15 protein-coding genes are annotated in these 23827 nt (G+C 46.1%); 13 read left to right on the forward strand and 2 right to left on the reverse strand.

Translation table 11 applies throughout. The features are described 5' to 3' along the window. Positions 1 to 56 precede the first annotated feature (56 nt). The 7 genes from AC58PV_RS19125 (at position 57) to AC58PV_RS19155 (ending at position 13870) form a co-directional block, all read left to right on the forward strand. Positions 57 to 5075, forward strand: coding sequence for a golvesin C-terminal-like domain-containing protein (locus tag AC58PV_RS19125; RefSeq protein WP_497433903.1), 5019 nt, complete (start codon positions 57 to 59; stop codon positions 5073 to 5075). Positions 5076 to 5454: 379 nt separating this feature from the next. Next, positions 5455 to 7299, forward strand: a complete 1845-nt coding sequence (locus tag AC58PV_RS19130; RefSeq protein ID WP_497433904.1) for an S-layer homology domain-containing protein — start codon at positions 5455 to 5457, stop codon at positions 7297 to 7299. Between the two features lie 90 nt (positions 7300 to 7389). After that, complete coding sequence (locus AC58PV_RS19135) at positions 7390 to 8484, forward strand: response regulator transcription factor (RefSeq protein ID WP_497433906.1); 1095 nt, start codon at positions 7390 to 7392, stop codon at positions 8482 to 8484. After that, on the forward strand, positions 8481 to 10259 hold the full coding sequence (locus tag AC58PV_RS19140; protein ID WP_497433907.1) for a cache domain-containing sensor histidine kinase: 1779 nt from the start codon (positions 8481 to 8483) through the stop codon (positions 10257 to 10259). The genes AC58PV_RS19135 and AC58PV_RS19140 overlap by 4 nt, the downstream gene beginning before the upstream one ends. A gap of 99 nt (positions 10260 to 10358) precedes the next feature. After that, positions 10359 to 11327 (forward strand): ABC transporter permease, encoded by a 969-nt coding sequence (locus AC58PV_RS19145; protein WP_497433909.1) that lies wholly within the window; start codon positions 10359 to 10361, stop codon positions 11325 to 11327. A gap of 27 nt (positions 11328 to 11354) precedes the next feature. Next, positions 11355 to 12230, forward strand: a complete 876-nt coding sequence (locus tag AC58PV_RS19150; RefSeq protein WP_082927311.1) for a carbohydrate ABC transporter permease — start codon at positions 11355 to 11357, stop codon at positions 12228 to 12230. A gap of 26 nt (positions 12231 to 12256) precedes the next feature. Beyond that, the gene (locus AC58PV_RS19155) at positions 12257 to 13870 is read left to right on the forward strand and encodes an extracellular solute-binding protein (protein ID WP_497433910.1); all 1614 of its coding nucleotides are present in this window, start codon (positions 12257 to 12259) and stop codon (positions 13868 to 13870) included. 507 nt (positions 13871 to 14377) lie between these two features. On the opposite strand, the gene AC58PV_RS19160 is transcribed toward AC58PV_RS19155, so the two are convergent. Both AC58PV_RS19160 and AC58PV_RS19165 read right to left on the reverse strand, forming a co-directional pair. Beyond that, a complete protein-coding gene (locus tag AC58PV_RS19160) occupies positions 14378 to 15451 on the reverse strand; it encodes an amidohydrolase family protein (protein WP_497433912.1) in 1074 nt (357 codons plus the stop codon). A 17-nt stretch (positions 15452 to 15468) separates the two neighbouring features. After that, on the reverse strand, positions 15469 to 15822 hold the full coding sequence (locus AC58PV_RS19165; RefSeq protein ID WP_497433913.1) for a Rieske (2Fe-2S) protein: 354 nt from the start codon (positions 15820 to 15822) through the stop codon (positions 15469 to 15471). Positions 15823 to 15943: 121 nt separating this feature from the next. On the opposite strand from AC58PV_RS19165, the gene AC58PV_RS19170 reads away from it, so the two are divergent. The 6 genes from AC58PV_RS19170 (at position 15944) to AC58PV_RS19195 (ending at position 23717) form a co-directional block, all read left to right on the forward strand. Then, positions 15944 to 16741, forward strand: coding sequence for a helix-turn-helix domain-containing protein (locus AC58PV_RS19170; protein WP_497433914.1), 798 nt, complete (start codon positions 15944 to 15946; stop codon positions 16739 to 16741). Then, entirely contained in the window at positions 16738 to 18471 is a 1734-nt protein-coding gene (locus AC58PV_RS19175) for a sensor histidine kinase (protein WP_497433916.1), read from the forward strand. The genes AC58PV_RS19170 and AC58PV_RS19175 overlap by 4 nt, the downstream gene beginning before the upstream one ends. Next, a complete protein-coding gene (locus tag AC58PV_RS19180; protein WP_497433917.1) occupies positions 18471 to 20072 on the forward strand; it encodes a response regulator in 1602 nt (533 codons plus the stop codon). Before AC58PV_RS19175 ends, AC58PV_RS19180 begins: the two co-directional genes overlap by 1 nt. A 241-nt stretch (positions 20073 to 20313) precedes the next feature. Then, complete coding sequence (locus AC58PV_RS19185; protein WP_497433918.1) at positions 20314 to 21264, forward strand: ABC transporter permease; 951 nt, start codon at positions 20314 to 20316, stop codon at positions 21262 to 21264. A 20-nt stretch (positions 21265 to 21284) separates the two neighbouring features. Further along, entirely contained in the window at positions 21285 to 22151 is an 867-nt protein-coding gene (locus tag AC58PV_RS19190) for a carbohydrate ABC transporter permease (protein WP_157264579.1), read from the forward strand. A 60-nt stretch (positions 22152 to 22211) separates the two neighbouring features. After that, a complete protein-coding gene (locus tag AC58PV_RS19195; RefSeq protein ID WP_497433920.1) occupies positions 22212 to 23717 on the forward strand; it encodes an extracellular solute-binding protein in 1506 nt (501 codons plus the stop codon). Positions 23718 to 23827: the final 110 nt, after the last annotated feature.

Raw genomic sequence — 23827 nt, forward strand, 5'->3', positions numbered from 1 at the left:
AGGTGACTGAAGTCTTATTCCTGGTGAGATCATAATTCATGGAGGTGTGTTAGGAAATGTTGAACAGGTTCACAAGAGTACGGAGAAGTCGTGTTGGCAAAAAGGTAGTAGCCCTTATTATGCTTGCTTCGCTGCTAATTAGTATCGTACCTATTGGCATGACTGCTGCTTATGCAGCGACAGGTGATGTGCTGGGTGCTGAGGAGATTGGTGTAATCATTGACGATCAAGACCCAAGTGTAACATACACAGGGCTTGCAGCTCCGCCAAGCGTGGCGAACTTCATACAGGGAGCAAGTGGAACGTATCAAAGCAGATTTACTTATGCGAATTTGAACAAGGCAACGCCTCAAAGCATGATGTTTGCACCTCAGTTTCCGCAGGATGGCATGTACGCATTCTACGTAAGGAAGCCTGCTACGACGCGTTGGTATGCCGGCAACGTCCCGTATAAGATTACACATGTCGCAGGCGAACATGTGATTAACAACCCGAATTCAGGCAATGGGACAGATGCATGGGTGCAATACGGCGTATACCCTTTCCGAAGCGGACAGACTTATACGGTTACAGCTGGTGGAACTGGGTATCAGTCGTTCCCGCCAGTAGCTCCTGCTGCGAATGGCACGATTCCGATTGCCATTGACGGCATTAAGTTCATCAAAGTCGGAGAGCTGCCAGACCAAGCAGGACTGGATGCAATCAAAGTTGCGCGTGATGCCGACATGACGGCATCCACGGACCAATGGGCAGTTGATCTGGAAAAAGCGAAGTACGAAGTGACAGGCACAATTGCGGCTAGTACGACAGTTGGTTCGAGCGTGTATGAACAGGTTCTTCGATTGAAGACGGGAAATACAAGTAATCCCAATGTTCAAATTACCGCAGTAGCTCCTGTCGATGGTACATATTTGAAAGTGGTAGACGGTAAGCTCTTACTAAAAGCTAAGAATGTGACAACTTCGGATGCAAATGAAAACGCTGTCATTAAACTGAGTATGGGTAATGCATCAGCTACGATTAACCTCGCAGTAACGATTGCGCCAAGTCCAGTCACGAACGTTGGTGATGAAGGCAATTTCACGGATACACCAACTTGGTACCGTGATTATGCACCGGGAATATTCAATCCGAATGAGGGGACGATTGAGCTTCGGGTGCGTCTGGATAAGCCTTACGAGGAATTCGGTAACAATTGGGATTTCCTGTTTAAATTAATTCCGGAACAAAGCGGTCCTGGTAATACGTTGATTCAGGCTCATATTCCACCGCCGACGGTCAAACCGACAGGCCCTAACGCGGTGTATGAGCAACCAATTACCTTCTTTGTCAAGAACGGCGAAGGAACCAACGGAGCTTGGGCTTATGCGCAGCCGAATCAGCTTAATTATCAAGTCGGTCAGCCGTTTAATCTGGCGTTTTCCTGGAAAATGGGAACAGGTGGTTATGTCGCCATTTATAAAGATGGTGTTGCAATCACACCTCCATCGCCTACAACGGTTGCAGCAGTAATGGAGAAATTCATGCCTTACGAATTCATGGTGGACCGAAGCAATCCGTTCAATATCAGTCAGGTTAAGATTTCGACCAAAGCGCTAAGCGCAAGTGAACTGGAGCATACGGCACAGACTTTCAGCCGAGGGACGGATACAGCACTTCTTGCTGACATTACCTATGGTCAAGACATTGAATCTCAAAAGTTTATTACACCATGGCATAACACCTCCAAATATAGCGTAGTCAAGCCCGCATTTCGCAATGAGAAACAAATTTACTATGCGGGAGAAGATGCGGTCTATCCGGTGATGACGGTGAATTATGGGGATAGCACCAAGACCTTCGACGTAAGCATTAAAGCAACTGATCCTTACGGGAAGGTGGAATTTACCGAGTCCTACCCTAATGTGCAAGTAGCTGTTGGAGGTACGTATCAAATCGAAAACCTGGCCCTTCCCATGTTGAAGAATAAGGTAGGTTTCTGGTATTTGGAAACGACGGTAAGTTCAAGTGGTTCCGCCCCCATTGTCTATAAGAGTGGGATATCGAAAGTACCCGCTGATGAATCGGGAGTAGCTGATGGTAAATATGCCAATTATTATGGGCAGCACGCGAATTACGACTATGATATGTCCGCATGGACCAAAATTCATACGAGTGCAACGCGCGGTTGGGAAGCAGCACTTGTGTTCTTGTGGAATGTCGTAGAGCCCATCAAAGGCAATTTCGTTTGGGACAAAAGCGATGCTTACGTCGAGAAAGCACAAGAAGCGGGAATGGATGTGCTCGCCGTGCTTGGTTACCCTTCCGATTGGGCATCCAGCAGACCTTCTGAACAGGATATTCCAGCAGGCTTGAAGGATCTTATGTATCGAGCGGAACGTTGGGTGCCTAAGGATATCAAGTATGCGAATGGCATACCTGGAACTGGCACCGATTGGAGCAATTATGTGTATCAGACGATGAAGCGTTATGCGGGGAAGGTGAAGTATTGGGAAGTCATTAACGAGGTGAATTTCCATCCAACTTCAAATCCGGATACACTCGCAGCTTCCTTCTCAGGTACGAAGGAAGAATATATCCTAATGCAAAAAATCGCCTATGAACAAGCACAGCGAGTGAAATCTGAATATAAGCTAGCAACAGGTCATGACCTTGAGTTATACGTAACTACAAGCGGTTTTGCAACCCCTAACCCAGCTGCGGATCGCCAACTGGCGATTGATATGCTGAAGGGGGATAATGTTAATTACTACGATATTTACAATGTGCATGGGTATGTCGGAACACAAGGAATAGCGGATATTCTTACTGCTTATGGGCAAGCGAAAACGACGCACCCGAATCTGCAGCTGTGGCAGTCAGAGGTGTACGCACTTAATAGCACCCATACACCCTGGCGCATCTACGACACCGTGTCGAAATACATGGATTTTCTTGCTGCAGGTACAAGCAAATATTTCAACATGGGTACACCCGCCGAGGATACATTCGTTACACGTCATTCCCAGTCGCCAACTGAAATGTATCAGACAATGGCGACGTTGCAGCACCATATTCGTAAAGCTGACGAGTATTTAGGTTCTTATACTGGCTTTGAAGGGGCAAATTTCCTGAAAGTCAATCACTATCTGAGACGTGCGGATGGTAAATATCTAAGTGTACTATCAGCGGATGACTTAACGTTATATGCCACAGTAGCCAACGCAGAGCAAATCGTTAGCGCGCAGGATGCCTATGGCAATGCCGTTCCGGTTACGGATTTCGAAGGAACGAAACGGTTATTGAAAAAGAATAGCTTGTTTATTGTCTCTCAAGCTCCATTACAAATCACGAAAGTTACGGGAGATGTTCCGCTTGCGATAGTGAAGAATGGGGACTTCGAACGCGTAAGCGGAGACCCAGCAGGCGGCCCGTCCGCAGTGTTATTACCAGATTGGATGATGGGCTGGAACAGAGGTGTTTATGGAACTAATGCCTATGTAACGAAGACTTCTCAATTCGCAGGACAAAACGCGGCTGAATTCAATTCGGCAGGAGCGCCGAGTAATAGAACGTTTTTGTACCAGCAAGTATCTATCACCCAGCCTGGTACATACGTACTCTCTGCGCAGATTAAAAAGTTGGAAGGCAGCGATGTGCAGCCTGAATTGAACATTTGGGATGGGACTGTCGATCATCAGATTGCCCCTGTTACGTTAACGAATCAGTATGTCAAATACAGTCAAACTTATGAAGTCACTGGGCCCATAAACTTAGTGCTTAATGTGGGCATCCTTTCAGGAGTAGGTAAAGTTGTGTTTGATAACGTTAGCTTTGAGTTGGTGCCAGAGAACGTTACTATCTCCATGGATAATTCGGATTCGACTGGCGTAACCCTCTTGGGCCAATGGGAAAGCAGAACAAATGCAGATGCAAACAAAGGTAATTTCGCTTTAAATACAACCAAAGACGGAGCCTCCAGCGTGAGCTACAAGCCAGTCATTCCAATCGATGGTATATATGATGTTTATGTATGGCAGCATTTTACGACTGCAACGCAGAACGCACCTTTTACCATTCATCATGCAAACGGTTCCGAAACAGTACCGGTGAATCAATCGCAAAATGGGAAGAGTTGGTACAAAATTGGCAGCTACCCTTTCCATAAAGGGGAATCAGGAAGCGTAGTTGTCACTAATGCTTATACACAAGGCAGCTTCATTCTAGCTGATGGCGTTCGCTTTACGCGCACGGGTCCAATACCGATTCCGAATCAGAACTTGAACAATAAGTTGACAGGTCCGGCAACGGTAGATGGAGGTCAAAGCTTCAAGGTCACGTACAGTTTGGACAGTGTGACGGACAGCGTATATGCGCTGGATGCGACTGTAACGTATGATGCAACCAAACTGGATTTCATCTCAGCTGCGTCGTTGAAGGAAGGTTTCGATATACTTTCAACGAAAACCCCAGTTGCGGGTCAAGTGCGCATCATTGCTTCAAGTTTAGGTGCAGCCAAAGCCATTAAGGCGAACAGTAATGTGTTCGAACTGAACTTTACATCCAAAGCGAATGGAACGAATGGCAGTGTAGATCTTCAAGCCGCTTCCATTGCCGTTGTCGGCGCAGGTCTTGAAAGCACGTTGGCTTCCCACAAGCTTACGGTCAACGTGCAATATGCAAACAAAACAAACTTAACCGCAGCCATTGTTGCCGCAGAGGCACTTTATACAGCTTCGGTAGAGGGAACGCTGATCGGACAGTATCCAGCAGGTGCCAAAGCGACGCTTCAATCGGCGATTAACGCAGCGAAGGCCGTAGAGGCGGACACTGCCGTGACTCAGTCGCAGATTGATGCGGCAACGAGCGTACTCTTAGGGGCTGTAGACGCCTTTAAACTGACCGTGAATAAGCGGAAGCCTGAGGATTTGAATGGTGACAATCGGATTAGCGTCAGCGACCTGTACTGGGTATTGATTCATTATGGCAAAACATCAGCAAGCCCCGATTGGTCGATTGTTCTTAGGTACGATGTTAATCAGGATCAGAAGATTGATTATCTTGATATGGCCGCAATTGCTATGAAAATGGAATAGTTATCTAGATTTCGGGAGATGGGTATGAGAATACCCAATCTCCCGAATCTTTTGTTTCATGAAGCCTGCGAGGTGTCATTTACCTGTAATTTCTACAGTTAATTGAAGCGTACTGTCGCGATTTTGCGAAATAACTGGATTTCCTCCCGTTATTTATAGGGAATTGCGTCAACTGGGTCATTTTGAGCAAAATTAGATGTAGGAAATCCATCTAAACTCCGAATAAGCTAGTTTTCCTCAGAATTAGATGTAGAAAATCCAGTTAATCTTGTTGATCTAATCAGACAGGGGTGCGAGTAACCCTCTAAGGGCCGAATAGTCCTATCAGACGTCCGTGAAGGACGGAGTAGCCGTTTATTTTGTGCAAAGGAGCATGGAAATGACAGCAATTTATCAACCGAAATGTTGGAAAAACAGGATTCCCTTATCTATATTTGCGCTGCTATGTATGCTCATAGCTCCATTCTCAGCTCATGCCAATTCGTTGCCAGCGGCATCCAATTACAACCTATTGGGTAATACAAGTCTACCTGAAGTAGGGAGCAATTTTACGGTAACTGCGACAGCGCAGGTTTCGGAGCTTTTTGCCTTCGAAGCCATATTCCGATATGACCCACTGAAAGTTAAGCTGATTCGTGCAGATGGTGCTGCCAATGGAAATCTGCTGAAACCTGACGGTGGTGAGGGGACGATCATTCTTGCGTGGTCAAAGGAAGGCAACGAGGAGCCCCTTAATGGTAACGTAAGAATGGGCCAGCTTACTTTTGAAGTGCTGAAAGAAGGGGAGACGGAGGTCAGCTGGCAATCGCTCAGGATTGCAAACCGTAGTTTGCAGGAAGTTGCCGGAACGCCGAATAGTTCATTTCAGGTTCATGTGCGCCCTAAATCCAGTCTTGATGATGCAGGAAGTACAGGAGGAAGTACGGGAGGAAGTACGGGAGGTGTAAGTGCGCCTAAAGGGGACGGAACGGGGAAAGAACCCGCTACGGTAGCACCGGAAGTCGCTATAATCACGAATCCTGCCCAAACCATGCAATTGTCTGACCAAGCGGTTAGGGTCACATCCGAATCTGGGAATCGTGTACATGCCGTCCTGGACATGGCGCAAGTTCTGCAAGAAATTCAGGGAGCTGCTAAGGAGAACTCCACGTTCGTTATCAGGATTCCAACGCAGGAGTCTTCGTCCGTTTCGGTGGATATCCCTTCTGAAGTACTGCAAGCCATCCAATCTGCAAGCGGTGGAAATGGCTCTCTCGTCATTTCGAGCTCCGTAGGGATGTATAAACTGCCAATTAATCAAATGAAACTTGATGCGAATGCGAAAGTAACGATAACGATGGCGACCGTTTCAGAAGAACAAGCACATGCGATAGGTTCATTTGTTGAGGAAGAAGGTTTCACACTAACAGGAACGCCAGTCGACTTCTCTGTTTCAATCCAACTTTCCTCCGGTCAAATAACGGAGCTGCATGACTACGATAGCGCCTTTGCCGCTCGCACATTACCGGCTGGGCATCTGGATCCAGAGCAATCAGCAGCTGTTCTAATTCGATCAGATGGTACTATGGCCCCGGTTCCAACCTTATTCGTCAAGCAGCCAGACGGTTCTTATATGGCACTTATTCACCGAATGGGCAATAGTACGTATGGGCTTATTACAGGTAGCCGAACATTTGCGGACTTGAGCGGTCATTGGTCTAAGCATGATATTGAAACCATGGCAAGTCGCTTGCTCGTGAATGGGGACTCGGAGGGCCGATTCCGTCCGGATGTTGCTATAACTAGAGCCGAATTCGCGAAGCTGATAACGGATGCGCTTGCCCTGCCGAAGAAAGATGCCCGCACGACCTTCAGTGATGTTGACCCATCCGCTTGGTATTCGCCTTCTCTTCGTACGGCGGTTTCTTTCGGCCTAATTGAAGGCTATGACGGAGGATTGTTTCGTCCAAATGCATTCGTTACACGGGAGGAACTTGCCGTTATGCTGGATCGTGCAATTCACCTGACGGGATATAAATACGATTTACCTACCCATTTCGTTCAACCCTTAGAGAAGGAACAACTAAACGACTGGTCTAAAGCCGCTATTGAAAAGATGCTCGGACTCGGCATCATGACGGGGGATCAGGAGCAGAAAATACACCCTTCTCAACCTGCGACACGTGCTGAAGCGGCTGTTATGCTGAAACGTATGTTGATGAAGCTTTCGTTTATGAATGAGTAAGCGGATCCTTCAATAAGAGTGGCTTGAGCAAATCTAGGGGGTAAGCTACAATTAAGAGAACGCTCTCAAATTACCTAGGAGGTCCTACCCATGTATACAATGATGCTTGTCGATGACGATTATATTTCGAGGGAAGGCCTGCGAGATCTCATCGACTGGGATCGTCTAGGTATCGAGATTGTAGGTGAAGCAGAAGACGGTGCAGAGGCGCTGATTGTTGCTCGTGATCTGAGACCAGATATCTTAATTACAGATGTCGTAATGCCAGTCATGGATGGTATTACATTAATAGACAAGTTGAAACTTGAACAGCCTGCAGTCATGGTAATCATGATTAGCGCTCATCAAGATATTCAGTATGTGAAGGCTTCCATTAAATTGGATGCAATCGATTATATTTTGAAACCGTTTAATCGAGAGGAATTAAAGCAAGTTGTCGCCAAAGTTGTCACGAAGTTGGATAAAGAAAGAGCCGAGAAGCAGCTGAAAGACGACGTCAGCCAATATTATTCAGGGAGTATCTCATCTACAGGGTTGCCAGTGATCGTGGATTTCATAGAGAAGATCGTAGGATTGTGCAGCTCAGGGCAAACAGAAGCACTGACTGAGGAAGTCCAGCAACTCTTTATTACGATTCGGCAATTGAAAATGGAAAGCATGCTATTCCTAACAACCATCTGCTCTGAGCTTCTGATTAAAGCGATACGCAAAGCATCCATGCAAATTGATTCTGCCATCGCACAAGAAGTGAAAGAGTCCCTGCACCAATTCAGAACGATGCAGAGCCCGCAGCAAATCGAGATGTTTGTGATCGAGAAGCTAACCTATTTGGAGTCTGCTTCCAATGAGTTGCGAAACAGCAAGTCCCGAAGAATCATTCGGGATGTTGAGGGCATTATTCATAAAGTTTACTATCAGAATCTCACCATTGGGCAGCTGGCGGCGGAAGTATTCATGTCTCCGGGACATCTTCAGACGTTATTCAAGAAAGAAACAGGCCACACGATTAACGATTATATCACGCATGTACGATTAAAGAAGGCGCAGGATCTGCTCAAGGACGCCTCCATCAAAATATATGAAGTAGCCAATCAGGTTGGGTACCAAGATACGCATTATTTTACCAAAATATTCAAGAAAGTCGTAGGCGTCAACCCTATGGAATATCGGGAGAAAATGCTATGAGAATAGTGCTAAATAAGCTTAGCGGCATGTACTATAACATCAACTTGCGAACCAAGCTGGTTATTTCCTATTTAATTCTGATCATTATTCCGGTTATGGTACTGGTCTATTTCTCCTATATTACAATTCATAAATCTGTGGTTGAGCAGACAGGCACTGCCTATTTGGAAACTTTGAAGCAGGCAGAGAAAAACATCGCGTTCGGCATCGAAACTGCCTATAACATTGCTGATCTGACGCAAAGTAACTATGATATTCAACAAATTCTTAGAACGATATCTGAACGGGCTTTGACGTCGGGGGAAGTGATCGATTTTTTCAATCTGCTTAACAAAAATGTGAGCAATTACGTGGGGAAGAGCAATGTGCTCAAGGTTAGCTATTTTATGAAAGGGAATCCAACATTCGTTTCGGCAAGCTCTAATTTTTTTGGCATAGACCAGCTTCAACGTGAAGGTGGTCTACAGCCACTTTTGGAAGGCACAGTCAAAGAAAAGTGGTTTTATGCCAGTGACGTGGAACATTTGAGCATCGTTCAGAAGGACGAGGTTCTCTTTATTAAAGAAATCAAGGATATCAACCGATTTCAGTACGTTCTTGGCTATGTGATGGTCGAGCTGGATGCCAAATTTATTTGGGCTATTTTGAATGATATCCGGCTACCAGACGGGGCGGAAACACTGGTTATGTCCCCCAACCAGCGAATTGGGCAGGAACAATTACTAGCAGGGGGCGGCGATGTAAGCGACCTCTTCTTGGAGTCTTTGCCGGAAGAAGAAGAAGGGATTGCCAGTTTCGGACCTGCGGAGAGATCGAATTATGCTGTTTTCAGCAAGGCGAAGGGTTTAGATTGGCAAATTGCCTTACTCATGACGGAGAAGCATTTAGGGATGAACAGCAGGTGGATTCAGAACTTCATGCTCGGCTTAGCAGGGGTAGTCTCGATTATAGCGATTATTACGGCTTTCATCATTTCAGGAAGTATTACCAAACGGTTGAAAAAGCTAGTTAAGCTCATCAAACATGCCGAAAAAGGAAACTTTGAGACCGAGGACAACATTCGAGGAAATGATGAGTATGCGCGACTACAGCGCTCTTTTAATAAGATGAGTACGCGAATTAAAGCTCTTATCGAAGAGGTTTATCAAGCACAAATCAGCAAGCAAGAAGCGGAAATGAAGCTGCTGTATGCGCAAATTAACCCTCACTTTTTGTATAACACCTTGGATATTATTCAATGGAGTGCCCTGCGAATCGACGCCAAGGAAATCGCGGAATTGACGGAATCACTTGCGAAGTTTCTGAGGCTCAGTCTGAATGAAGGCAAGGAACATATTAGCGTCGCCGAAGAAATAATGGAAGTTAGTAACTATATGCACATTATTAATTACCGCTATAGAGGGGCTATCCAGTTCATAACGGACGTTGAGGAAGGTCTGGAACAGATGATTATGATCAAAATGATCCTGCAACCGCTAGTCGAAAACGCAGTTATTCATGGAATCAGGCCCAAAAAAGGGAAGGCTGGAATGGTTGCCGTCCGAGCTTATCGGGAAGACGCCTATATGTATTTAGAGGTTATAGATGATGGCGTGGGGATAACGGAGGAGCGGCTGCAGCAACTCTTTGAAACCGAGAGTAGAGGATATGGCGTGAAGAATGTGCATCAGCGTATACAAGTCTATTATGGTGAGGAATGTGGCCTACAGTTTCACAGCGAGCCTGGCAGTGGCTGCCGTGTAGTCGCTAAACTAAAGGCTTCGGGGAGCGTATAATCCGTATTTTTGTCAGTGATATCTTACTTCTGTCCTGTTGTGGTTGATAGGCTTATTTACGTAAAATAAAGCTATACAACAAGGAGTTGAGGTGATGAAATGGCAAAGATTACACCCTCCCACACGATAGATTCACTAGACGCAGGTGTGATCCCCAAGACAAAAAATCGCCTGAAGGCAAGAATCGTTCATAATCTAGATTTATATCTGATTATTTCGATCCCCTTACTGGTGCTTTTGATTTACAGCTATGTCCCGATGCTGGGGATCGTCATCGCATTTAAGAACTATCGGGTATTTGATGGCATACTGGATAGTAAGTGGGTAGGATTAACGCATTTTCGAACATTGTTATCGGATCCAAAGTTTTTTAGTGTGTTGAGCAATACGATGCTGATTAATATGTTCAAATTTATTTTTCAGTTTCCATTGCCTATTATCTTGGCGCTGTTATTGAATGAAGTTAGGACGGGCTTTGTCAAACGCATGACGCAAACGCTTACCTATCTGCCGCATTTTCTGTCATGGGTTGTTATCGCAGGAATCTTTGTGGATATCCTCTCCCCAAGTACAGGTATTATCAATGCGATGCTAAAGGTATTTAATATCTCGCCGATAGCATTCCTTGGTGATGATAGTTACTTCCGAAGTGTTCTCGTTGCATCAACAGCTTGGAAAGAAACCGGTTGGAGCGCCATCATTTACTTGGCCGCTTTAACGTCTATCGATCCTGATCTGTACGCCGCGTCCAGCGTTGATGGTGCGGGTAAGCTCAGACAAACATGGCATATTACGCTCCCAGGCATAGCCAGTACCATCGTATTCATTATTATTCTAAGGGTGTCTACCTTATTGGGCAGCGATACGGAACAGGTATTACTCCTGTATAATCCTCTTGTTTACGGTGTTGGGGATGTCATTGGAACCTACGTGTACCGGGAAGGGATCCAGAATGGTAGTTACAGCTATACAACGGCAGTTGGTTTGTTCGTATCCATTATCGGATTTACATTGATGGTTACGGCCAATAAGATTAGTCGGAAGTACTCGAACCGAGGGATATGGTAAATAAGAGGCAGAGAGGAGCAAATAGCTTTGTTCGACAAGAGGATGAAGACCGGGGAAAAGGTTTTTACGGTTGTTAATTACACATTGTTGATAACAGTAGGTCTCATTTGCGTCCTACCGTTCATCACACTTTTAGCAAAATCGGTTAGTGAAGAAGCTTACGTCGTCAGCGGTCAAGTAGGCTTATGGCCAATGGGCTTTCAGTTACAAGCCTATAAAGTGTTGCTGTCAGGCGTTGATTTTCGCACTGCGTTTACGAACAGCTTGTTTGTCGCCGTTATTGGTACAGCCGTTCAAGTGTTTTTTACAGCCTGTGTCGGGTACGCCATCGCGAAGAGGGATTTGGTAGGTCGTAAGGCCATCAATATTCTGTATGTGTTCACGATGTTGTTCAACGGGGGAATGATTCCTACGTATATGGTTATTAAAAATACAGGATTAATTAATCATCTGTGGGTGCTTGTCATTCCGGGGATGGTGAGCGCTTTCAATTTGATTCTAGTACGGAATTACTTTGAGTCGTTGCCTCACAGTTTAGAGGAGTCAGCGAGAATCGACGGAGCTGGAAATCTGACCATACTGTTCCGCATCATGCTTCCGATCTCCAAGCCTTTGCTTGCGACAGTCGCCATTTTTAGCGCGGTAGGGATATGGAACAACTATATGGACCCTTTAATGTATTTAACGAAAAAAGAAGTTCAGGTCTTGCCTTTATTCTTGCAAAATGTCGTGGCAGCTTCCAACAAGAACGGGATGGAGAATCCCGAACAATTGGCCAATATTGCCTCTGAGACATTCAGGGCCGCAGCCATTTTCGTTTCTTCCATACCGATTCTACTCGTGTATCCATTCCTGCAAAAATATTTTGTCACAGGGTTGACGCTTGGAGCTGTAAAACAATAGTTCACTATTATAAAGGGGGAAGTAACATGCGTACAAAATTAAAAAAATGGTCAACGACAACATTAGTAGTCGCAGTTGCAGCATCGGTATCACTTGTTGGTTGTAGTAAAGAGGCGACACCAGAAAGCAAGGAAACGAAAGTGGCTACTGCTACACAGGGACCAAAGCTGAATAAGGCAGCTAAGATCAGAATTGCTGTTCCTGATAACTCAGGAGTCAAGGGCTACGAGCAAGGGGCAAGCGCAAACGATAATCAATTCCTGAACATGATTAAAGAGAAGACAGGTTACACGAATATCGAATGGAATGTCATTCCGGCTGCTAATCAATTGGATACTTACAATTTGATGTTTGCCTCTGGTGATGTGTATGATCTGATTTATACGAGTGATTTGAATATTTTCAAACGGTTCAGCGCACAGGGAGCTCTCCTGCCAGTGGACGATACGATCAAGCAATTCGGCAGCGAGGTTGATAAATTAGTGACCGAGAATGCATGGACGGCTGTATCCCTGGAAGGGAAGAAATATGCCATCCCTGTCCCTCCTTTTCAAAAATTTGAAAATGTAGATCTTGGTGCAGGATTTCTAGCTAGACAAGATTGGATGGATAAATTGGGATTGAAGGCACCTAAGAATTTGGATGAATTATACACGTTCTTGAAGACGTTGAAGGATAAAGATCCAAGCGGCAAAGGAACCATACCTTACGTAGCAGCAGCTGGCAATAACGGGAATCCGCTGGATGGACTGGATGTTATTACGGCAGCTTTCGGAATGTCCGGCATCAATAACCTCGCTGTTCCTTTCATCGTAAGGGATGGCAAATTGGTTGATGCACAAGATGTGAATCTGAAGGATTTGCTAACCTACTTGAATAAACTCTACAAAGAAGGTTTGATTGACAACGAGTACTTATTCAACAAAACACAGCAAGTGACGGAGAAGATGTCGTCAGGGAAAGCAGCTACTGTGTTTGCAGGTTACTGGGACCCAGCTACTTACCAAGCAGGCTTAAGTAAAGCGGATGCTAATGCGAAGTTGAGCTTCTTGCCTACAGTAGAAGGGAAAGATGGGCAGAAAGGCTATACAATGCCTGCACCTGTATCCAACTTCTACATCATTCCGAAAAGTTCGAAAAATGCGAATGAAGCTGTGGATCTACTGAACACTTATTTGAAAGATAAGGATTTGCAGAAGTTTGTGAATTTCGGGAAAGAAGGCGTTCACTATGACATAGTCAATGGTGCCCTGACTCCGAAGAAGCCTGCTTATGATCAAATCATTTATAAACTGTATTACAGAATGTGGAATACACCGGACATTTGGTTACCTAACGCATTGCTTGGCGGATATGAGCCAGCTATGAAGAGCTTTGCCCAAGCAGGCGCGCAGTTGACAGCATTCAATATCAACCAATACAGACCGCAGACGGAAGCTGAACTTGCCAAAGGAAGAGCGTTGATCGACTTGAGAAATGAGTATGTTGCCAAAATCATCAACGGTGCATTACCGCTGACGGCATTGGATGAGTATTTCAAAAAAGCGGACGCAGCTGGCAGACAAGAAGTTATTAAAGCATCGCAGGATTGGTTTAACAAAGACGGCAAAGCTATTTATGACAAATTGAACAAGAAATAGCAGCGGGAAAAAGAGTAGGGCAGTTCACCTTAATGGTGAACTGCTCTTTCGCGTGCGGCTATGTATCGTACCGAGATGCCCCCGGACCTCTCAGATCCGAATTTACTGGGTGGCTCCCCCATCTTCCTTCGTCCTAAGTGGAACGCCCCCCACCATCTTCGACATAGATGAAACTCCCCCCATCTCCCTTAGCCCTGGGTGGAACTCCCCCATCTCCATTCGCCATAGATTGAACTCACCCATCCCCCTCGCCCAGGCGAATAACTGGATTTTATACAGGTAATATGGCTAGTTTTCCGGCCAAACGTAGAATAGATGGAAAATATACAGTTAATATGTACGATTTTACCCGATCTGATCGAAAGAGGTGCTTTTAACTACATATTTTCCAGTTAAATCCACATTTCAGAGAAATATCTCGTAAATACCTGTATATTTTCCAGTTAAAGTTGAAATCAAAGACTCCCCTGCCCCTCAATGCAAGAGGAGTAGGGGAGTTTTATACATTTACTTCAGTTTAAATAACTGTCGAGCATTTTCGCTGAAAATTTTCTTCTTCTTCTCAATTGGAAGCCGCTGCAGAATCTTCGTGGGATCGTCGAAATCCCAGTGTGGGTAGTCGCTGGAGAAGAGCAGCATATTCTCAGCATCGAACATATTGAACATGGCTTCGAGATGCTTGAAGTCATCAGGTTCCTCGATCGGCTGCGTCGTCATGAAGCAGTGATCGCGCACGTATTCGCTTGGCATTCGCTTCAGCCATGGTGTGGAGGAGCGTAACGCTTTGAAGTTTTTGTCCAAGCGCCATAGTAGTGGAGGTAGCCACGTGACGCCGCCCTCACAGAACACCACTTTAAACCCTGGATACTTCTCAAACACACCTTCGCACACGAAGCTTACCAGATGCGCCATGAAGGTTTGTGGCAAGCAAGTGTGCCACTGCAAGTAGTTCGACACGTACCCTACCGCCGTCGGAGGGTTAAAGGTACCTGAACCTTCGGCACCCGGATGGATGACTAGTGGAAGACCGTTGCGTTCGCAAGCTTCGTAGATCGGATGGAAGAAACGCTGACCGTATGGCATCCGAGCGCCGCCGATCACACTGACAGCAACAATGTCTGGATGTGGACCGACTCGGTCAATCTCGCGTGCAGCCTCCACGGGATCTTGCGTGCCGATGCACAGGTATCCTTTGAATTTCGGGCTAACGGGCAGCCATTCGGCGATTAGATAATCGTTGTAGGCCCGGCATACAGCTGCCACGTGATCGGTGTCCGCATAACCAGACACGCCAATAATTGAATCGGAGCACAGCAGTGCATAATCAAGGTTGAAGGGTTCAACCAGATGCTCGAGCATGTAATGCGGATCGGATCCTAATGGCAGTCCGCTAGGTGGATCTGCATCTTTGCGCTTACTGCCAATTGGCGACGAGTAGGGGAGCCCAGCTCCGGGTAAACCGAATCTCTCAGCATGGCTTTTCCAAGGCTCATCAAGGTAAGGGATCAAGTCGTTTCTACTACGGAACTGATTGTGCACATCACAATCGATAACAGGCAATTTCTCTTTGTTGGGATTCATTTTATATCTCCTCCTTATTAGCCAATCACAATGCCAATTTGTCCATTTTCTACGACGACGGGGTAGGTGCGTGTCCGCACTTTATCACTGAACAATGATTTGCCCGTCTTGAGATCGAATTCCCATCCATGCCATGGGCAACGTAAAATTTCTTGATCGCGCCCATAAATAAATTCATACACTTGAGAATCAAGCGTTGTTCCGCAGACTACGCCTTTGCATAACTCTGCCCCTTGATGCGGGCAATAATTATGAACAGCGTAATAGTCACCTTTGACGTTGTAGACCCCGATGGAGCGTTGTTCGATTTGTACGATTTTAAATGAACCGGTTGGAATATCTTCTGTGGAAGCGACCGGATATATGGCCATAATGTTCAGCCCCCTTAAGCTTTGTTAGTTCAATCTTAAGGGAATAGCCGAAAAAAAACTATTGCGGAAACAACTGTTTTTTGTATAATTCTAAGGTAAGAGGCAAGGAGGGGTACTTACTATGATACAGCTCGTTTCTGTGTTTATTGATGATATGAACGTAGATTGGCAGAAGGAGGAATCAGCGACCTTAACGGACATGTTGATTCTGGTGACTCACGGCAAAGTGACATATATGGTGGAGAATGATCCGGTGTATTTGGAAAAAGGTGACTTTCTGTACATTCGACAAGGTGTAATGCGCTCAGGAACAAATGCACCAGACGGCCCGCATGTGAAGTATTCATCGCATTTTCATTTGCACCCTGGGCAGTCTGGACAAGAAATGAAAGCGTTCACGAATCTTGAACCTTATCGAAAGGTGAAAGCCCAGCAATTCGACTATATCAAGCAACGGTTTAGTACACTTGCGCAGCATTGGTTCGGCCAGCGTGAGCATGCCGATATCATCTGCACGGGGATTGCAACCGAGCTGTTCGGATATTTTGTGCAAGAAACCTCGGAAGAGCGATTTGGTTATGCGAAGCTAAGGCTCATGCGTGAGGTGCAAGACTATATCTCTGCTCATTACCGTGATCGCATCCGCATTGAGGAGCTGTCCCAACTTGTAGACCGTGCTCCCAACTATGTGACGCAAACGTTCAAGGAAGTAACGGGCATGACACCGATTACTTATCTACATCACATTCGGGTGCATGCGTCACGCGATTTGATCCTTAATACAAGAATGACAATCGGCGAGATTTCGGAGTATTTGGGCTATAGCGATCAGGCTCATTTCAACCGTGTGTTCAAAAAAATAATGGGCCACCCGCCCTCAGCTGTGCAGCGGGAAGTCCAAAGAGGTGGCCTGCGATGAAGCTGCTTAATCGGCTGCATTCGATCCAATTCAAGCTAACGCTTACTTTTCTGCTTATCTTGCTGCCGCTCGTTAGCGTCAGTGTTTTTGCCAATAATTATTCCCAGTCCATTCTGGACGATCAGATTAATGACCGTACCCGAGGTGCGTTATTGACGACTCTCGAGTACGTGGATCAACTGACGAAAAACATGGATCAACAAACGCTGCTTATCTCACTGAATTCGTCCATTGTGGATATTTGGAACAATATTGATAACCCTCTCAGTCCAGATCATCTGTACGGACTGCACACAGTCCAGCAGCAACTAAGCGCACTTACCAATGTGAATGGCTCCATCAAAGAGGCGTTTATCATTCATGGTGAAAGCGGGAATGGTGTATCCACGACGACTGGCGGTTTGAGATGGCCGGATGTGAAACAGGAGTTCTGGTTCAACCAAACCGTGAACTCGAATGGCGGACTTGTGGTGCATGTGCCGACGGCGAAAATCGGTGGCGCGTCTGCCTATTTGAATAACGATATGATTTATTATTCTCGGCTGCTCGATATGCAAAGCACAAGCAAAGAGCCGAACGTGCTCGTGCTTGCCGTGGACAAAATCTCCGTTCGCAAAATTATCCAACACCTCCAGACATCTGACAACATGAACATTAAATTGTCCTATAATAACGGTTTCGTATTGGAAACGAATTCGAATGCCATTCACGGGAATGGCAGCGAGAAAGATGTGATGTCAATCAAAGAAGAGAGTAACTTCTGGTCGATCGAACTAGAGCAGCCGCGCGCGGAATTGTTCAAGCTGACGCATAGATTACAACAGTTTACGTATTTGATTATCGTTATCAGTATCATCATGGCGGTGTGGATTGCGTGGCTCGTGTATGTGGAAATTTCTAAGCCTCTGTCGAAGCTGTTGGCAGCATTTAAGCAGTTCAGTGGCGGCAGTCTGAACACGCAGATTGTACACCGACGCAAGGATAAATTCGGCGCTGTCATGAACGGTTTTAACCGAATGGCGGAAGCTCAACGGCTACTCATCGAGGAGGATTACGTGAAAGAGCTCCGACTCGCCAAATCGGAATTCAGCCTCCTGCAATCGCAGATTAACCCGCATTTTTTATATAACACGTTAGATTCCATCTATTCCGTTGCTTATAAGAATAAAATTCACGAGATTAGTGAAATGGTGATCAATCTTGCTCGATTTTTCCGGGTCAGTCTCGGTAAGGGACGTGAGACATTTACGCTGGAAGAGACTGTGCAACACCTGATGTACTATATCCGAGTGCAGCAGATTCGTTCAGATCATTTTACAGTTGGGATCACACTAGAGGAATCTACCAAGTCGATTCAAATCCTTAAGCTACTCTTACAGCCTATAGTCGAAAATGCGATCATCCATGGATTAGAACGCAATCCGTCAGGGGGCGAACTGAGGATTAGCTCAAACTTGGAGGACGGTTTTCTGCTCATACAGGTGGAAGACACCGGTTTGGGGATTTCACCAGAGAAGATGAATCACCTGACCAGCGAGCTGAGCACGATTACAAGCCATACGTATCGGATTTCGAAAAGCAGCCCGCCGGATTTGTATTTTGGACTAAAGAATGTTAAGTCACGGATCAAACTGTACTACGGCGAACAGGCGGATTTGCACGTGTACAGCGTGGTTAATGAGCGAACTCGGGTCATAATTAAGATTCCAATCGGAAAGGATGAAACGTGATGAAGTTGTTAATTGTGGAAGATGAGCGTTATGTTCGCGAGAGATTGGCAGAGGGCATCGAATGGGCAGAGGTGCAAATTGAACTGGCAGCTGCCGTGTCCACGGGCAAAGAAGCGATGTCCGTCCTTCAGAACGATCATATTGATATCGTGCTGACGGATATTCGGATGCCAGAGATGGATGGACTGGAATTGGCGAAGATCGTCAAACAGCAGTACCCGCATGTAAAACTGCTGATTCTGACTGGTCACGATGACTTTGACTATGCACGGGAAAGTATCGAGCAAGGTGTATTCAAATATTTAATCAAGCCGGCTGAGAATGAGCAGATTATAGAGGCTGTGTTGGAGGCAAAGCAGCTAAGGGAAAAAGAATTGAACGAAAAGCATAATACCAAGCTGCTTGAAATGCGGTGGAACGAACATTTGCCTCATCTGAAGGAGTTGTTTTATAAAAATTGGTTGAACGGCCGATATTCCGCCTGGGAAATCGATCGGCGAGGCCGTGACTTTGCCATCAAACTAGAGAATCGAAAGGTGCTGCCCATTATTCTGGATATGGATCCGATCCCCGAGGGCAATGAGCGTTTTGAGGTGAAGGATCGCCAGTTGGTGCAGTTCTCACTGTTTACGATTGCTCGGGATATGCTGGAGAATGAGAACTGCATTGTCGTGCAGGATGATGACAGCCTGACAGCAGCTATCTTCTTCGCTTCTACGGACGAAGGGGACGAATCGATGAAAGGGGTAGCGAACGGTCAGATTCTCGCGCTTCTTGAGACGGTCAAGGACACACTGAAGTTAACTGCAAGCGCTGGAATCGGTGCCCCTGTGGCTGAGAGCGCTTCGTTGCCCCGGGCTTACAAGATGTGCCGTCTTGCACTGCAAGAGAGGCTAATTCTTGGCAATGGCGTTGCCATTCCGTATCGTGACGATGCACCTGAGGAGGATTCTTGGGATGAACTGCAAGAGATCGAACGTGAGTTTGAGGCGGTGATCGAGGCGGGCAGCGAAGAGGAGCGAAGAGAAGAGATTGTCCGACGTATTATGGAGACGGGGTTTGCCAATGGCATACCAGTGGTGGAAGCACGAGAAGTCTTGTTCCGGATGGCTTGCTTACTTGCACGAATCGTGCATGCGCAAGGCTGGACACTGCGTGGTACACTGAAGAGCGACTACGAGGACTTCGAGTCGTTCACTTCTTTGCTTACCCGGGAGCAGATTGAAGGATGGCTGAATCGGATGGCCGGCCGAATCAGTATGGCAATCGCACAGCGGAGGCAGTCCAGTTCGCAGCGGACCGGACATGAGGTCATGCGATTTATTCAAGAGCATCTGCATAAGGAAGAGCTGAGTTTACATTTTGCAGCGGAAAGCATGTACATCAATTATTCGTATTTAAGTCGGATTTTCAAAGAAACGATTGGGGAATCGTTCTCCAGCTATGTGCTGCGCCTTCGGATGGAGCGAGCCAAAGAGTTGCTTAGCACAGGTGTCAAGGTATCTGATGCTTCGGAGCAGGTTGGTTACCGTCATATGAACTATTTCTCTAAGAGTTTCCAAAAGTTCTGGGGCGTTAAACCGAGCGAGGTTAACAAATAAGGGCCTGGGTATCCGTCCCAAGCTAGCGCACAAAATTTGTGCGCAAGGGGGTCTCCCATTCGCCCATCACGTACTAGCGGACAAATATTAAAAAGGCGGCGGATGCCGCCTTTTCTCATTCAGGAAGTAAAAATAGTTGCAATGATAGTAAAAGGATTGGTATACGCTTTCAAATCGACACGGGATATAATGAGGGCACAGAAGTTCAAATCCAGCAACTAGGAGAGGAGAGATCCAAGATATGAAAGCCGCAGTCCCTTCCGCAACAACTCATGTGCTGACAAGCAAGCGAGCCAATCGCCATCCGCTGCTTAAGTATTGGGATCTTTATTTAATGGTTCTACCCGCGCTGGTGTTCCTGCTAGTGTTCAAATACGGACCGATGTACGGAGTCGTCATTGCCTTTAAAGACTACAACATTATGCAAGGGGTATTAGCAAGTAAATGGGTCGGTTTACAGTATTTCCGAGAGTTGTTTATGTTCGATGAGTTTCCGAGAGTGGTGATCAACACACTCGTAATCAGCTTGATGAAGCTGGTCATCGGATTCCCTGCACCAATCTTGCTCGCGCTTCTGCTAAATGAACTTCGCCTTGCTATTTTCAAACGTTGGGTTCAGACATTTACGTACTTGCCGCATTTCATCTCGTGGGTCGTGATTGGCGGGATCGCAGTCGACTTACTGTCACCGAGCAGCGGAATCGTGAACAAATTGATTCAAGCATTTGGCGGAGAGCCCATCTTCTTCTTAACGAGTGAGTCATGGTTTCGCTGGATTCTCGTGTACACCGATGTTTGGAAGGAAGCCGGATGGGGAGCCATCATTTACCTAGCGGCATTGCTTAGCATCAATGAAGAATTGTTCCAGGCAGCAACCGTAGATGGGGCAGGACGACTTCGACAAATTTGGCATATCTCATTGCCGAGTATTCGCTCAACGATTATTATTCTGCTACTGCTCCGAATTGGTCATTTACTTGATGCCGGCTTCGAGCAAGTGCTCGTCATGTACAACCCAACCGTATACGATGTCGGTGATATCATTGATACGTACGTATTCCGAGTGGGATTAGGGACCATGCAGTTCGGACTGACTACCGCAGCGGGGCTGTTTAAATCAGTCATCGGTTGTGTGCTGTTAGTTATTGCAAATACGCTTGCCCGCCGAATGGGTGAGGAAGGAATTTACTAACTTAGAGAGGTGGTGCTAGTGTGATTCGTACTAGAGGAGAAACCGTATTCAGCTACATTAACGTGTTCATTCTTTCGCTCATATCGCTGTCGATGATTCTGCCGTTCATCCATGTGGCAGCCAAAGCGTTCAGCAGCGAAGCACATGTACTAGCCAAAGACATTTTATTATGGCCCAAGGGCATAACTACAATTTCATTCGAATACGTGCTTTCAAATAAACAATTTTATTATTCGTTCGGTAACTCGGTTTTCATTGCAATCGTCGGGACGATCATCAGCATGGCATTGACGGTGCTCGCAGCGTATCCGCTTTCCCGCAAAGGCTTGCCCTACACGCGCTTTATGATGTTACTATTCGTGATCACCATGTTCTTCAATGGTGGACTCATTCCGACATATCTCGTTGTAAAACAAGTTGGACTGCTCAACTCTTTATGGTCGCTCATTTTGCCAACTGCGCTGGCACCGTTTAATATGATTCTGATCCGCAACTTCTTCATGGGCGTACCGGACTCGCTAGAGGAATCTGCCCGAATGGACGGGGCGTCGAACTTGCGCATTCTGACTTCCATTTACCTGCCATTATCCGTACCTGCACTGGCTACCGTTGGCATGTTCTATGCAGTTGGTTACTGGAATGCTTTCTTTCAAGCGATGATGTACATCACCGACCGGCAGTTAATGCCGTTACAAATGTTTCTCTTACAACTCGTTACCGATGAGAAATCAGCTGATCTGGTTGTGAATGATGTATTTCGCGAAGTCACCCCGGAAACGATCCGGGCGGCGGCCATTCTGTGTGCGGTAGTTCCTATTCTGTTCGTGTATCCGTTCATTCAACGATATTTCGTCAAAGGGGTTATGTTGGGTGCAGTCAAAGGGTAATGGCCAACCTGCGAGCACACCCGTTATTTCTTATAAACAATTTAGGGGAGGTTATATTCAATGAAAATTAAAAAAGCAACGCTTGTGGGCATGTCATCTGTCCTGCTGGTTGGACTTGTGGCAGGTTGTAGTGGTAATAACGCAGCTCCTGCAAGCACTAGCCCTGCGACGACAAGTTCAAGTGGTGGGGTTAAAAACAAGGAACTGAAAGTGATGCGCATGTATCATCCAGCCATGGAACAATACAAGGGCAACGACACGATTAACGACAATAAGTTGGTCAACGTGCTGAAGGAGAAATCCGGGTACAATGTGAAATTTGAATCACTGCCGAAGGACAATCCCAACCAGAAGATTTCGATCATTTTAGCCTCAGGTGATGTCCCCGATATTATGTGGATCCCAGGCAAATCTGACTACTTTAAGTTAGCGCAGCAAGGGGCATTTGAGCCACTTGACGAGTTGGTTTCAACTAATATTCCTAATCTATCTTCATTTCTGCCTAAAGAAATTCTCGATGCCTCCAAGCTGGATGGTAAAATGTACGGCATCCCCGTACGTGTTGCCCAGAAAGTTGGCAACGGTCTTCTGGAACGCTCTGACATTCTGAAGGAGCTCAACTTGAAAGAACCGACTACGATCGAAGAGATGTATACGACGCTCAAGACTATTAAAGAGAAAAAGAATTTGGCGCCTCTTACTGGGGCTGCTGGCAATCCAGGAGCATTCATGGCATCCTTCCTGCCTTACGCATCTGCGTTCGGGGTAGGTACTTCCACGGTAAATAAAAATGGTAAGTTAGAATTCGCATGGCTGCAGCCGGAATATAAAGAGTACCTCACGACCATGAAGAAATGGTATTCCGAAGGCTTAATCGATCAAGAATTCGCTATCAATAAAGATATTAAGGATAAGATGATCAACGGCACTGCCGCTTTCGGTACGGTGTATTGGGGAGATGCGCTGACGATTGATACCTCAATCAAAGATAAGAAGACCGGAGGAACCTTGCAGTATATCGCTCCAGTTAGCGGTAAGAATGGCGCCTCAGGCTTCCAAGAGGAAGGTATCCCAGGAAACTACATCGTTATTCCGAAGCAAGCTAAGAATAAGGAAGGCGCTGCCGCTTTCATCAATTACATTTTGAATGGGGATACGGATAAATTTTTGACATACGGAATTGAAGGTCAGGATTACAAGGTGGATAACGGGCAAATCGTGCAGACGCCAGAACAGAGCAACAATATTCCTTGGCGGACATTGTACTTCTTCGGTGACAGTGATCCAAGTTTCAATGCGCGTTTGAAGGTCAAAGGATTCCTTCCGTACTATGAGCCGTTGCTGAAATTCAAACAGAATCGTGAAGAAACCGCATACGCACCTTCAATTGAAGCATACGATACCAAGTTTACAGAGCTGCGCAACTACACAGAAGAGAACGCCTTGAAATTCATTATGGGCAAAAGAGATCTAGGCGAGTTTGATAAGTTTGTGCAAGAGTTCAACGCCAAGGGTGGCAAGGCTGCTATCGATGCGATGAATGAATGGTTTACCAAAAAGAAATAGGTAGTTCAGCGAAGGGTCCCCAGAGCCATGGTTATGGCGGGGGGCCTTTTTGTGTCCAAAAGTGCAAAAAAGCATCCTTTTCCATAGAATTTACCTCGAATAGGGTATAT

It is taken from the genome of Paenibacillus sp. J22FR83 (assembly GCF_059691955.1).

Excerpts from the sequence above, each read along its gene's own strand:
- AC58PV_RS19195 (WP_497433920.1), top strand. The coding sequence starts at position 22,212 with ATGAAAATTAAAAAAGCAACGCTTGTGGGCATGTCATCTGTCCTGCTG.
- AC58PV_RS19170 (WP_497433914.1), top strand. The coding sequence starts at position 15,944 with ATGATACAGCTCGTTTCTGTGTTTATTGATGATATGAACGTAGATTGG.
- AC58PV_RS19175 (WP_497433916.1), top strand. The coding sequence starts at position 16,738 with ATGAAGCTGCTTAATCGGCTGCATTCGATCCAATTCAAGCTAACGCTT.
- AC58PV_RS19145 (WP_497433909.1), top strand. The coding sequence starts at position 10,359 with ATGGCAAAGATTACACCCTCCCACACGATAGATTCACTAGACGCAGGT.
- AC58PV_RS19185 (WP_497433918.1), top strand. The coding sequence starts at position 20,314 with ATGAAAGCCGCAGTCCCTTCCGCAACAACTCATGTGCTGACAAGCAAG.
- AC58PV_RS19135 (WP_497433906.1), top strand. The coding sequence starts at position 7,390 with ATGTATACAATGATGCTTGTCGATGACGATTATATTTCGAGGGAAGGC.
- AC58PV_RS19180 (WP_497433917.1), top strand. The coding sequence starts at position 18,471 with ATGAAGTTGTTAATTGTGGAAGATGAGCGTTATGTTCGCGAGAGATTG.
- AC58PV_RS19160 (WP_497433912.1), bottom strand. The coding sequence starts at position 15,451 with ATGAATCCCAACAAAGAGAAATTGCCTGTTATCGATTGTGATGTGCAC.
- AC58PV_RS19165 (WP_497433913.1), bottom strand. The coding sequence starts at position 15,822 with ATGGCCATATATCCGGTCGCTTCCACAGAAGATATTCCAACCGGTTCA.
- AC58PV_RS19125 (WP_497433903.1), top strand. The coding sequence starts at position 57 with ATGTTGAACAGGTTCACAAGAGTACGGAGAAGTCGTGTTGGCAAAAAG.
- AC58PV_RS19155 (WP_497433910.1), top strand. The coding sequence starts at position 12,257 with ATGCGTACAAAATTAAAAAAATGGTCAACGACAACATTAGTAGTCGCA.
- AC58PV_RS19130 (WP_497433904.1), top strand. The coding sequence starts at position 5,455 with ATGACAGCAATTTATCAACCGAAATGTTGGAAAAACAGGATTCCCTTA.
- AC58PV_RS19140 (WP_497433907.1), top strand. The coding sequence starts at position 8,481 with ATGAGAATAGTGCTAAATAAGCTTAGCGGCATGTACTATAACATCAAC.